Source organism: Pelosinus propionicus DSM 13327 (genome assembly GCF_900114615.1).
Lineage (GTDB): Bacteria > Bacillota > Negativicutes > DSM-13327 > DSM-13327 > Pelosinus > Pelosinus propionicus.
Genome location: NZ_FOTS01000013.1, coordinates 15,768 through 29,269, shown reverse-complemented (window position 1 = coordinate 29,269; position 13,502 = coordinate 15,768). Strand labels below are relative to the sequence as shown.

Below are 13,502 nucleotides of genomic sequence, written 5' to 3'. Positions count from 1 at the left end.
TTTGATTTAATTATTGGCTCTTAATCTGCGCTAAAGAAATTTTTAAATCATTGCATATCTTATGGAAAGTAACTAGAAAAGGTAATTTTGCAAAGTGATTCTTATTATCATGATTTACACAAACTGAAAGCCTATACTGATTATTAAGCTTATACTGTTTACAAGTAAAATCTGTAATTACTTTACCTGTTTTCATGTCCGTCAATGTTATCCTATCAGAGGTATGCTTTCTTACACTAAAAGAATTTAAAGGAATAGACAATCCTCTGCCTTGTGCTTTCACATAGCTCTCTTTTAAAGTCCATATATCATAAAAAAAAGTATTTCTTTCTTTTTTTGTATTCAACAAGTCCCAATATTCTCCTCTAGTAAAAAATCCTTTTGCCATTTGCCAATCAAAAGGTAGAATTTTTTCTATATCAACTCCAATTCTTTTATTATGAACAACGCATGCTACCCAATCTCCAGAATGAGATACGTTGTAATGAAAAAAAGGATATTGACATAAAAATGGTTTTCCATAAAAATTTTTATCAAATTCTAATTGTTCTGGAACAGAACCATATCTTTTATAGAGAGCAAATCGTACCAAGAGTTCTCCTAACAATGTCCGATATGCATCATTGATTTTAACAATTTTTTTAATACGCTCCTGCTTCTCATACGACATATGGGGCAGCAGTTTCTCTAAAACAATTTGATTCCTCTCTTTTGGTAATTCACAAAGATACAATTCGATCAATGTACGATAACCTCCCTCCAATGCGTATGGATTGTTCGTATTTATACGCATTACTCACTTACTTTTACGATTGCCCCATCTCAGAGTTTTGCGCAGAAGATTGCTTTGGGACTACAGCAGCAATATCCGCATTCCGAATTCCTAGGGCAAAAAACAAGCCCACCAATAAAAAAGCAGCAGAGGCAAGCAATGTGAACTGATACGCTGCTAAAAGAGGCGGTTCTATCCCATTTGTACCAGTACTGAATGCTCCAAGAAGGCTGGCTAACAATACTACACCCAGGGCTGAAGCAATTCGATTTTGAACGTTGAACAATGTCGTTGCCCTCCCCATTGAGGCAGGAGTGATATTATTGAAGGTGAGAAACTGTACAGCAACCACAGCGTGACCCAAGAAAAATCCGATGTTAAAAAATAAAAATCTTAGGAACCATAAATTTGTTTCTGGTCCAACCATACTTAACAGCACAAACACTATTGTCGTGTAAAGTAATCCAATGGAAATAACTTGACGCCCACCTAACTTTTTGTATGACCAAGGCATGAATCGTGATGCAAGCATCAACCCTAATGCTTCTGGAAAAATAATAAGCCCACTTTCTAAAGCTGATGCATTGATTGTATTTTGGTACATCAAGGGAAAAATAAAGAGTATCCCCACTAGACCAGCAACTGCAAATAGTGAGATTATACTCATCGTGCGAAACAATCGATCCGATAATAAACGAAAATCGAGCATCGGCTTTTCTACTCGCAGTTCAACGAAAACTAAAATGCAAACCATAATGAAACCACAAATTCCTGTGCCTAGGATACTTGGAGAACTCCATCCTTGAGAAGAGCCTTGCATCAGTGCATACATCAACATAGAAAAACCCGGAGCTGATAGTAAGAAGCCAGGCAGGTCTAAACGACCCGCCCCAGGCTCTTTGTGTTCAACAAGAAACAGGAACCCAAACAGCAATGCTACAATCCCCAAAGGAAGATTGATGTAAAACACCCATCGCCAAGATAACTGTTCTACAAATACTCCACCAATGATTGGCCCAAGAGCAGGTGCTATCGCAATGGGAAAAACAAGAGACCGAGATACTTTGGGGCGTTCTTCAGGAGAAAACATTCTAAACAACATCGCCATTCCCACTGGAGTAAGCAATCCTCCTCCAGCCCCCTGGAGTACGCGAAATAAATTCAACGTCTGAAGATTATCAGCAAATCCACATAAGACTGATGCAAATGTAAATAAACTGAGTGCAATTAAAAAAATTCTTTTGGTTCCAAATCGATCCCCAAGCCAACCTGCCATTGGAAGAAACACAGCGATACTTACTAAGTATCCAACATTAATTCCACTGGTAGCCGTCGGAGGAATTTGAAATTCATGACTAATAGCGGGCAGGGCTACATTTACAATCGTCCCATCCATTGCAGCCATAAACATAGCTGTTACATATACAATACGAACCACTAGTTTGGGATTAAGCTGTATCCTCATTGTCACTCTCCTTACTAAGACTTGTGACAGACTTTAGACTATTTGGGCGCATATCACTCCATTGCGAACTGATATAGTCTAGGCATACCATGCGACTTTCTTCTCCATATATGACACTCCATCCAGCAGGCACATCAACAAAAACAGGCCACAGAGAATATTGACCCTCTTGATTGTTCAATACATAGTAAGTACCATTTTCATCCTCAAACGGATTGATCATCCTTTATCTCCTCCTTCATTAGCTACTGCTGCACACAATTTGCTTGCAAGTATCTGCCCAATCGCAGCAAGGGGTCCCGGCTGGCACATATCCTTGTGACGGCACTCAATATCATATTGCTCAATTTGTCCATCAATATAAGGCTTCCATGATTCTGGGTAAATAGGATCAAACCATTCGGGTATTATGGTCGATCTAAAAAACAAGATATTGCCATTAAATGGTCTAGGTCGATATTGACTCAAAATACGAACTGAATTCACATACGTTTCTTTGAGATTCAAAATAGTCTTCTCTTCTAAACTTGCTAATGCGCTTCCATCTCGACGCAGTATTTCAATCGTGCCGGCAACATCTAATGGTTTGTCCCCTAGACCTTCGGGATCATAGCCACCCAAAGCAAGCAAGGCAATCAAGGATTCTTCTTCATCAGGAGCATCCTTAATCGGCAAAAAGTGACTTGGATAAGCGTCGAGCATAGCAACAAGATTAATTGTTTCCCCTTGATTTTGCAACTGAGTTGCCATTGCCTGTATGATGTTTCCTCCGAGAGACCACCCGAGTAAATGGTAAGGACCGACCGGCTGAATGGTACGGATCTGATTGATATAATCCGCTGCCATTTCATCCAGTGTCTGGGGGTATTCCACTGATTTAGAAATACCCCGGGCTTGTAACCCATAGATTGGATAGTCAGTTCCTAGGGATGTCATCAGTCCTGCATAGCACCAGCTAAGTCCTCCTGCCGGATGCACACAAAAGAGTGGAGGTTGCTCTCCATTGGGTCTAAGAGGCAGCAGAACATCTAATGCACTTTGGCTAGTACCCATTTCAAGTCTTTCGGCAAGACCTGCAACGGTAGGAGCCTCAAATAAATTCCCAATATTTAATTGAACTCCGAGGGATTCACGAATTTTACTCATTAAATGCACAGCAAGCAGAGAATGACCTCCCAGATCAAAGAAGCCATCATCAATACCAACACGTGGCAAATCGAGAACTTCCATAAACAGATCACGCAGTACCTCTTCTTGAGGTGTTCTAGGCCCACGCCCTATTACTGCTGCGCCAAAATCAGGTACCGGTAAGGCTTTGCTATCAAGCTTTCCATTCGATGTCAACGGTAAACCTGCAATTTCTACAAAAGCAGAAGGAATCATGTATTCAGGGAGAACCTCGGCAACATACCGTCGTAAATGAACTGAATCAAAACTGCTTTTTGCAGCAGATACGATATAAGCAACTAAACGCTTATCGCCTGGCTGGTCTTCACGAACGATCACCGCAACTTGTTCAACATTAGTATGTTTTGCAAGTACAGCCTCAATTTCCCCTAGTTCAACACGGAACCCTCGAATCTTAATTTGATGATCCGCACGCCCCATATAATCTAAGGAGCCATCCTCATGAAAGCGAGCTAAATCACCCGCACGATACATTCGGGCACCTGATGAACTAAATGGATTCGCTACAAAACGCTGAGCCGTCAAACCAGGACGTCCTAAATAACCACGAGCAAGTCCAGCTCCAGCAACATATAGTTCCCCGACTACTCCAGGCGGAACTGGCTGTAAGTGAGCATCTAATACGTATACATCAAGATCTGTTATACCACAACCAACAAGACTGTTTCCTTTCCTAGCAGCAATGCTCCTGTTAAGCGCAAGGTAGCTGACATGTACAGTTGTTTCCGTGATACCGTACATGTTGATAAGCGTTGGAGCATTTTCTGGATGCCTGTTATACCACTCTTCCAATCGGCTAAGCTCAAGTGCTTCACCACCGAAAATCACGAAGCGCAAGGAAAGCTCCTGCCCAAGATCCGGACATTCTCGATCAGCCTGCATTAATTGATAGAAAGCTGATGGGGTCTGATTAAGAACCGTTACCTTTTCACTTACCAGCAGTTGTAAAAACTCTGCTGGTGATCGACTGACGGAAAGAGGTACAACAACTAAGCGACCTCCATGCAGCAGTGCCCCCCAAATCTCCCACACAGAAAAATCAAATGCGTAAGAATGAAACATTGTCCACACATCATCTTGATGAAAATGGAACCAGTGTTCAGTCGTTTTAAAAAGTCTAACGACATTTTGATGGGGAATCACTACGCCTTTTGGCACACCCGTTGAACCAGAAGTATAAATAATATACGCTGAATGAAAAGGTGATAATGGTTGAACACGGTCAGCATCAACCGGATTAGCATCTGAATACTGTTTTAATTCCTCTAAGGTACTAACATCATCAAGAATAACTTGCATTCCATTCCTTATCACTGGCAGCTTTGACGTTGCTTTCGAATTTGTAAAAATGCACGTAGGCTGCGCATCACCAAGCATAAATGCGATCCGATCACTTGGATATTCTGGCTCTATAGGCAAATATGCTGCACCTGCCTTGAGTACAGCAAGCAGACCCACGATCATTTCTAATGATCTCGGCAAGACTAACGCAACAAACTGTTCTGGACCAACTCCCTTGGCAATCAGCAGATGGGCGAGCTGATTGGCTCGTATGTTTAGTTCTTCATAAGTAAGTGCGGTATCCTCAAATACGACCGCAATTTCTTTAGAGCTTCGGGTAACTTGTTCCTCAAACAATGTCGTTAAACAATTTGATCGTGTTTCTTCTAAAGTTTGATTCCAATCGATGAGTATCTTTTGGCGTTCTTCTGAGGATAGGATTTCTAAACGTCCAATCAGCTGATCTGGATCAGAAGAGGCAGCTTCCAATAACCTCAGCATACGGTCGATAAGAAGCTTAACCGAATTACGTTTAAATAAGTCTGTACTATATTCGAGAAACCCATTCAGACCAGCCGGATGCCCCTCTTTAGTATGTAACTCTCGAAGTTCCATCGTAAGATCAAACTTTGCAGCACCTACACTATGGAGCTGAAAAGTACTTTGAAGATCAGACATTTCCATATTCGGATCAGGCGTATTCTGTAATGCCAACATGATCTGAAACAGAGGATGTCTTGCTCTTGACCGAACTGGATTAAGAGCCTCAACCAGCCGCTCAAAAGGTAAGTCTTGGTTTTCATAAGCATTTAAATTAACCCTTCGGACTCGATTCAAAAGTTCACGGAAGCTGGGATCACCGGATGTGTCTGTACGCAGCACCAAGGTATTAACGAACAATCCTACAAGATTGCCTAATGCATCATCGCTGCGCCCGGCAATTGGACTGCCAATAGGAATATCAGTACCAGCACCAAGCCGGGTAAGCAATGCAGCAAGGCCGGATTGCAAAACCATAAATAAACTGGTACCACTCCCCTTGGCAAGGGCAAGTAAGCGATGGTGCAGTTCTGGATTGATATAAAATTCCAGCGTTTCACCACGATAGCTAGCCTCCTCCGGACGTTTATAATCTGTAGGATATTCTAACTGATCCGGCAGATTAGCAAGTGCCTCCTTCCAGAATTCAAGTTGTTTGCAAGCCAAACTCTCTTCATTATTTTCATTGCCCAAGAGTTCTTCTTGCCAAAGGGCGTAATCAGCATACTGTACCGGTAACGGCGACCACTTAACAGCTGCACCAGAGCGACGTGCATTATAGGCTGCACTAAGATCCCGTGTAAGTGGTGTTAGCGACCATCCATCTCCTGCAATATGATGCAATAAAAGAAGCAGAACATGTTCATTTGGTCCAAGTATATAAAGTTGTGCGCGAATAGCTGGCTCTGCTGCCAGATCAAAACTATATCGTACAGCATCAGCAAGCTCATTTTGAAGTTCGGTTTTACTGCTATTGGAAATAAGCAGCTCCACTTTTGCCGCAGCAGCATCTAAAACGTACTGATGGGAGATGCCCATTGTCTCCGGGAAGATAGTACGCAAGATTTCATGGCGTTCAACCACATCATTAAGAGCTCCTTGCAACGCATCTTGATCTAGTTTTCCAGACAGGTGTACGACCATTGGAATATTATAAGTTGGACTGGGACCTTCCAGGCGGTACAGGAACCATAGGCGGCGCTGTGCGAATGAAAGGGGAATCTTTGACCCTTTCACAGCTTTGTGTATAGGTAAACGTGCACTCTTACCACTGCTCAGCTGCTCTACAAGACCTGCGACCGTTGGCGATTCAAAAATTTTACCTATGCCTAGTTCAACACCAAAAGTGTCACGTATGCGAATCATTAAAATGGATGCAAGTAGAGAATGGCCGCCTAGATCAAAAAAGCTATCATCGATCCCAATATGAGAAATCCCCAGAACCTCAGCAAACAAATCCCTCAATATTTCCTCTTGTGGCGACCTAGGTCCGCGGCTCGTAGCGATTGCAGAAAGATCAGGTGCGGGCAGTTCTTTACGATTAATCTTGCCATTTGGCGTCAGCGGCAACTCGCTCATCAGCACAAATGCAGAAGGCACCATATAATCTGGCAGACGACTCCCCGCATACTGGCGAAGCTCACTTACATCCGGATTATCGTCTGAAGCAGGAACGATATAGGCAACCAAACGCTTATCTCCTGGCTGATCTTCACGAACAATAACCGTAACCTGATCAATGGTAGAATGCTTGGCAAGTACAGCCTCAATTTCTCCAAGTTCTATTCGAAAACCACGCATTTTAATTTGATGATCAGCGCGGCTAATGTAATCCAAAGAACCGTCCGAACTCCAACGAACAAGATCACCAGTTCGATACATTCGACTCCCCTTAGGGCCATAGGGATTCGCGACAAAGCGTTCAGACGTCAAAGCTGGACGACCTAAATAACCACGAGCCAGTCCAGTACCAGCAATGTATAAATCTCCTGCAACTCCCGGAGGAACTGGCTGCAAACCAGAATCTAACACATACATCTGGGTATTCCAAATTGGCTTTCCGATAGCAGGTACTCCTGTCTGAGCAGGATCAAGAGTAACTGCAGTTGACCAAATCGTCGTTTCAGTTGGTCCATATAGATTAGTTACTTCGCAGCCTAAACCGTGCAAAGCAGCCGCAAGACTAATTGGAAGTGCCTCTCCACCAACCAGAACTCTAAGTCCGCGTAACGCATTTGGATAGTTTGTCACTAGAACATGCCAAAGCGTTGGCGTAGCTTGCATAATCGTAATATTAGATTTTTGAATCATATTTGTTAATGCTAATGGATCTTGAACAGTTTCCTTTTCAGCAATGATACAACTCGCTCCATTGATAAGAGGAAGGAATATTTCCAAACCTGAAATATCAAAAGCGATCGTAGTTACGGCGAGAAGTCGATCTTCCTGGGTTAACGAGAATTGGCTTTGCATTGATTGAAGAAAATTGATTAAACTTTCCGCTAGTACGACAACACCTTTTGGCTTGCCTGTGGAGCCCGAAGTATAGATCATATAAGCCGGATTAAGCTGTATAATCACCGCTTTCTCCTGTGAGCTAGATATGTTTGCATCAGGATAATTCTTAAGTGTCTCAATCATCTCTGCTGTATCAATTACAATCCTGAACGGGGTACTAGTAACAGGTACTTTTGCTGCAACTGCTGTACTTGTAATGATGCAAACTGGCTGGGCATCACTTAACATAAATTCAATCCTGTCCGCTGGATAATCTGGATCGATGGGCAAATATGCAGCTCCCGTCTTAAGAACAGCCAGCATGGCAATCACCATTTCTACTGATCGTGGTATTGCTAAAGCTACAAATTTCTCTGGTCCCAGCTTTTGCTCAATTAGTAGATGAGCAAGACGATTTACTCTTTGATTTAACTCCTTGTAACTAAGAGCGATGTCACCACATACTAAGGCAGTTAAATCAGGATTTTCAGAAACTTGTCTCTCAAAGAGTGTTGGCAGGTCAGCAGACGGTAATGTTTGGGCCGTTTGATTCCAATGAACTAATACCCGTTCACTTTCCTCAGGCAAGAGAATCTCCATTTTTCCTATAGGTTGATCCTGCTTAGCAGTTGCAACATTTTCAAGAAAGCCTAGAAAGCGTTTTTGGTGAAGTGCTACATCTTTGGAGCTGTAAACTTCAGGGTTAGCCTCCAAATCAATACTTAATCCATTTCCATCTGACTTGTTATAAACATTAATGGACAAATCATCAACAGGACCGGTCGCTAACTTATGTATAATCCCTTTACTACCAGCAAAGTCCAGCCCATATTCAAAGGGCATTATATTAATTTGCGGACCAAATAATCTCTGGCTCTCTCCAAGCAGCTTAAGATCGCGGCGAAGTTCCTCATGTCGATATTTTTGATGCTTCCCCGCACTTCGCATTTCTTTTGAAACTTGTTTTACCAGCTCTGAAAAATCCATATCTGATCGTACCAGCAAGCGAAGGGGCAGCAAATTCATTACCATGCTAGGAATATTCAGCGAAACAGATCCTAACCGTCCCATCATTGGCAAACTCAGAATTACATCCTGTGACCCAGTCAAACGATATACATAAACAGCTGCTGCCGCAATCAGCATTTCATGCCAGCTTCCTTTAAATTTGTGCGCTGCGGTCTGTAAGGATTGCGTGAAAGACGGTGATAAGTTCGCAGTCTGACGAAAGACGCTCTTAGAAGTCCTAGGTGCCCGATTTGCTAAGCCAACAACCTCCGGTCCATCTACAAAACGTTCCAGCCAAAACTGACGATCCCGCAAAAAAGCCTCTGAGGCACGATACGATACGTCTTCTTCCAGAAGCAAACGTAAGGGAGCAAACGCACCTTCATCATAAGCAATCTTCTTTATAAATGCAGTGTAAAGGCTAGCCACTCGCTGCGAAATCAGTGAAAAACCAAATCCATCCATTACAATGTGATGAATACGCTGATACCAGAAAAACCGATTGGCCGAAATTTTAAATAAAGCTTGGCAGTAAAGAGGAGCCCGTCTGAGATCAATTGGCCTTGCAAGGTCATCATGCATCCACATTTGCGCTGTTTGCTGTGGATCTTCTTCTGCACTGACATCGAAGACATGTAAAGAAAATTCAGCAGCAGGGCGGATCACTTGCCATGGTCCCTGTTCATTTACGCCAAATTTAACATGCAAGGATTCTGTTTCCCTCACAGCCTGCCTCAGTGCTAGTTCAAAGCATTCCAAATCGATTTTTCCATTGATTTCTATATATTCACCAGCATTATAAATCGGATTTTCTGGTTCAAGCTGTTGAGCGAACCAGATACCGGACTGCGCACCGGTCAAGGTCCAAGGGGTTTCCTGACAATTTGGCATTCTTTCATTACCTCCTTCATAATTAGCGTTCATGAGACAGTGTTTCTTATTTGGCAGATGATAATAAATTCCACCAAGCAGAAATCGTCGGTCCTGCTGCAAGCTTCACAAAAGTAACATCTGCTCCATTACTGCGCCATCTCTCAGCAAGACTCATCATTCTGATTGAATCTAGCCCTCTGTCAATTAAGTCCTCGTTGTCATCAATATCTGATGGTGATTCGCCAAGAAGCTCAGCAACTTGCTGGCGCACAAGCGGCTGGGTCAGACTGTGTAAATTCGCTTTTGCTACCGCTTTGTTAGTTGATAGGTAAATGCTTTTCAATTGCTCAAGCAGCAGCGCTGTTGAAATAGCCACTGCACAACGATCAGCCGCATATGTCATCGCCATCTTATGATAATCTGCAGAAAAATCGGCTACCGCATCACACACAAAGAAAGTTTCCATGTCTTGCATGAAGGCATCACACGCTGTTAAGAGACAACCAATATGGGCATAAACACCGCAAATAATGATTTGATCACGCCCTTGTTCCTGCATGATTTCCATAAGTTTGGTTCTCTTGAACGCACTGTATCGCCACTTTGTAAGCACAATATCGCTTGCGTTAGGCGCAACCTCATCTATAACTTTCGTTTGAACAGGATCATCAGCAAGTCCTGGTCCCCAAAAATCTTGGAGAAGTGCTCGATCTTCAGGCCTCTGATCACCTGGCTGTGCAGTATAAACAACGGGTATACCAAGTTCTGTACATTTGGCTTTTAATAATTGTATATTTTCTATGAGTTGCATTATTGGTGATTCTCCCAAGGTATAAGCATTCAGAAAATACTGCTGCATATCATGAATAAGAAGCACTGCACGTTTGGGATTTGCTTTCCAGGATACTCTATTTTGAGGAAAATCTGATATCATAGGCATGGAATATGGTGTGATAGCCGGAATAGCCATCAAATCACTCCTTTATTTTTATACTTATATTAATTTGCAGCAGCACGGACTATCAGTTTCTCAGCAATCATCTGACGCAACTTTTTCTTACTTACTTTTCCTAATGGAGTATAGGGAAATGAATGTATAAATTCAATCCGGTCAGGAATTTTAAAAGCAGCAATCCCACGTTCTTTCAAAAATCTTTTAAGTTCACTCACAGTTGGAGTTTGGTGGCGGGTTATCACAAAAGCACATGACCTTTCCCCAAGAAATTCATCAGGCATTGAAACAATTGCTGCATCAAGTACAGCCTCATGAGCAAGAAGATGATTCTCAACCTCTTCTGCTGCCACTTTTTCACCACCACGATTGATTTGATCTTTATCGCGGCCTTCCACGACGATATTACCAGACTCATCCACTTTAACTAAATCCCCCGTACGATAAAAGCCATCGGCAGTAAAAGCCTTAGTATTATGCTCTTCAGCTTTATAATACCCGCGAATAGTATAAGGTCCTCTTGTTAATAGCAAGCCAACACTGCCTGGCTCCACGTCAACATCGTCTTCATCCACTACCCGAATTTCATCGTACTTTGACATAGGTCTTCCTTGTGTACTTACAATCGTTTCTTCAGAATCATCTAATCTTGTATAATTAACTAACCCTTCAGCCATGCCAAACACTTGCTGCAGTATACAACCAAATGCCGGTTTTACTCTTCGCGCCGCTTCCTCACTGAATTTAGCTCCACCAACTTGCAGTACTTTAAGACTAGAAAAGTCATAATGGCGTGAGGATACAGCTTCAAGCCATACTAAAGCAAGTGGCGGTACAAGTGCAGTAATCGTAATTCTTTCTCGCTCAATAAGGGGAAATGCTTCATCGGGACTAGCCCCAGCTGCAAGAACAACCCTACCGCCTGCATACAACGTACCAAGTGCACCAGGTGAACTAAGGGGATAGTTATGAGCAACAGGAAGAACTGCAAGATATACACTATTTTGATCCATCTGGCAAATCTCATCACTGACTCTCAAGCTGTATATATAGTCATCATGTGTTCGGGGAATTAACTTGGATAATCCAGTACTTCCACCAGACAATTGAAGAAAGGCAACATCCTCGGAACTTACTTCTGGTAATTCTACAAAGGTATCTGCACACAGATCTGCCAAAGATATAAACTCCTCAGAATCACCTGTTACAATTACACGCTGTAAAGTCGAAACTCTATTTTTAACCTCCCTTGCAAGTGTACGATAGTCAAAATCAGCATAAGTATCTGGGATAATATAGGCAACGGCTTCAGTAAACTCACAAAAATAGTTAATTTCACTGCTTCGGTGTGAAGGGAGAGCAAAGACAGGCAATGCTCCCAACCTGAATAATGCAAAAATAACTGTAAAAAACTCAATGACATTAGGAAGATGAAGCACCACACGATCGCCCTTCTTTATGCCTAACACGTGAAATCCAGCAGCTAAACGGTCAGCCTCATTGTCTAATGCTGCGTAACTGAGACTTAATTCTCCACTTGTAACAGCAATGCGCTCGCCTTGGCGCTTAGCACGTTCACGCAGCATTGTACCAAATGTTTCTCCGCGCCAGCAGTTCTCCTTCCTGTAAAAATCAGCAAATTCTTTAGGCCAGGAAGGGTATTTAGTTCGCATCATTTATACATCACATCCTTACTTAGTCCCATAGCAAACAGCATGGTACGAAACTTTGCTGACGTTTCTGCCAACTCTTCTTCCGGGGTTGACTCGGCAACCACTCCAGCTCCTGCGAATAACCGAAGGGAACTTGCCTCTACCTCTGCGCAGCGAATCGTGACTGCCCATTCACCATCACCATTTGCATCGCACCAGCCAACCATTCCGGCGAAAAATCCTCGGTCAAATGGTTCAATTTCTCCAATTGCCTCTCTCGCCAGCGTTGTGGGAGATCCACAAACAGCAGGAGTCGGATGAAGAGCGATTGCCAGCTCTAAAGAAGAAGTTGAAGGATTTGCAAGCTCCCCTTTTATCACTGTTGAAAGATGCCACATTGTCTCTGTATGCATTAATGAAGGCTTGTCCGGCACATTCAATGTAAGACAATACGGTCTAAGGGCAGCAGCAACTGCATTAACAACAACCTGATGTTCATGTAAATCCTTAGTAGATGAAAGCAGTTCTGCAGCTAATCGCTGATCTTCTGCAGGATCTTCACTGCGAGGTCTAGAACCTGCCAATGGATTAGCCATCAAATCTAATCCTGTTTTTGTAACAAGCAGCTCAGGGCTGGCTCCTACTAATGTTCTGCCCGTTGAGAAAGAAACAGTTAAGCCAGATTTATCTACTATCGTCTTAGGCAAATCAACGGAGAAAGTATAACCAGACGTATTGTGCTGCGCTAGATTATAAAGTAACTGATGGATATTTACTGTCGTCGATGAAGTAAGATGCAAAGACCTTGATAGCACAATTTTACTAAGGTGGCCATTTTTTATATAATGAATTCCTTTTCCTACCCCTTCTTTATATTGAGCAGGTTCCGGTACAGATTGAATTTGATATGTAGATGCCATCGACGATTGTAATGGATTAACAGAATCAAATTGCGATAGAGTTGATACCTCCATCGTTTCAGGTACAATCAATTGAACATTCTTTTTATAATCAAATGGTACTGCTCCTACAACTACTGGATTGCTGTAACCATGCTCTTTAGCATTTTCTAATGCAGACAAAACACGTTCTGTAAGGCCTTCTAATTGATTCTCTTTTTTGAGGTCACTTGGAATCACAGCAAAAGAACCTTTTCCCAAAAGCGTTCTCTTTGGTGAAGCAAAGAAAAAATCACCCACTTGATAATCGTTTAAAAGCTGTTTTTCTAATACTGCAGAATTACTCTGATGTTTCATTTTTTATGGCCTCCTTTAT

General features: G+C 42.4%; 7 protein-coding genes. All 7 read right to left on the bottom strand.

Features of this window, described 5'->3' with window-relative positions; all coding sequences use genetic code 11:
- Positions 1–10: 10 nt before the first annotated feature.
- The 7 genes from BMZ99_RS08660 to dhbC all read right to left on the bottom strand — a co-directional run bounded on the left by BMZ99_RS08660 (position 11) and on the right by dhbC (position 13,483).
- Positions 11–742: a 4'-phosphopantetheinyl transferase family protein gene (locus tag BMZ99_RS08660; protein ID WP_090935405.1), complete on the bottom strand. Its 732-nt coding sequence runs from the start codon at positions 740–742 to the stop codon at positions 11–13.
- Between the two features lie 64 nt (positions 743–806).
- Positions 807–2,237 carry an MDR family MFS transporter gene (locus BMZ99_RS08655; RefSeq protein ID WP_090935402.1) on the bottom strand — a complete coding sequence of 477 codons (1,431 nt, stop codon included), beginning with the start codon at positions 2,235–2,237 and terminating at the stop codon, positions 807–809.
- Positions 2,221–2,460, bottom strand: a complete 240-nt coding sequence (locus BMZ99_RS08650; RefSeq protein WP_090935400.1) for an MbtH family protein — start codon at positions 2,458–2,460, stop codon at positions 2,221–2,223. Before BMZ99_RS08650 ends, BMZ99_RS08655 begins: the two co-directional genes overlap by 17 nt.
- Positions 2,457–9,641: an amino acid adenylation domain-containing protein gene (locus BMZ99_RS08645; protein ID WP_090935397.1), complete on the bottom strand. Its 7,185-nt coding sequence runs from the start codon at positions 9,639–9,641 to the stop codon at positions 2,457–2,459. The genes BMZ99_RS08650 and BMZ99_RS08645 overlap by 4 nt, the downstream gene beginning before the upstream one ends.
- Before the next feature lie 46 nt (positions 9,642–9,687).
- Positions 9,688–10,593 (bottom strand): isochorismatase family protein, encoded by a 906-nt coding sequence (locus tag BMZ99_RS08640; RefSeq protein ID WP_090935394.1) that lies wholly within the window; start codon positions 10,591–10,593, stop codon positions 9,688–9,690.
- A gap of 29 nt (positions 10,594–10,622) precedes the next feature.
- On the bottom strand, positions 10,623–12,251 hold the full coding sequence (locus BMZ99_RS08635) for a (2,3-dihydroxybenzoyl)adenylate synthase (protein ID WP_090935391.1): 1,629 nt from the start codon (positions 12,249–12,251) through the stop codon (positions 10,623–10,625).
- Complete coding sequence (gene dhbC, locus BMZ99_RS08630) at positions 12,248–13,483, bottom strand: isochorismate synthase DhbC (protein ID WP_090935388.1); 1,236 nt, start codon at positions 13,481–13,483, stop codon at positions 12,248–12,250. Before dhbC ends, BMZ99_RS08635 begins: the two co-directional genes overlap by 4 nt.
- Between the last annotated feature and the right edge of the window lie 19 nt (positions 13,484–13,502).

Excerpts from the sequence above, each read along its gene's own strand:
- BMZ99_RS08655 (WP_090935402.1), bottom strand. The coding sequence starts at position 2,237 with ATGAGGATACAGCTTAATCCCAAACTAGTGGTTCGTATTGTATATGTA.
- BMZ99_RS08650 (WP_090935400.1), bottom strand. The coding sequence starts at position 2,460 with ATGATCAATCCGTTTGAGGATGAAAATGGTACTTACTATGTATTGAAC.
- BMZ99_RS08645 (WP_090935397.1), bottom strand. The coding sequence starts at position 9,641 with ATGCCAAATTGTCAGGAAACCCCTTGGACCTTGACCGGTGCGCAGTCC.
- BMZ99_RS08640 (WP_090935394.1), bottom strand. The coding sequence starts at position 10,593 with ATGGCTATTCCGGCTATCACACCATATTCCATGCCTATGATATCAGAT.
- BMZ99_RS08635 (WP_090935391.1), bottom strand. The coding sequence starts at position 12,251 with ATGATGCGAACTAAATACCCTTCCTGGCCTAAAGAATTTGCTGATTTT.
- dhbC (WP_090935388.1), bottom strand. The coding sequence starts at position 13,483 with ATGAAACATCAGAGTAATTCTGCAGTATTAGAAAAACAGCTTTTAAAC.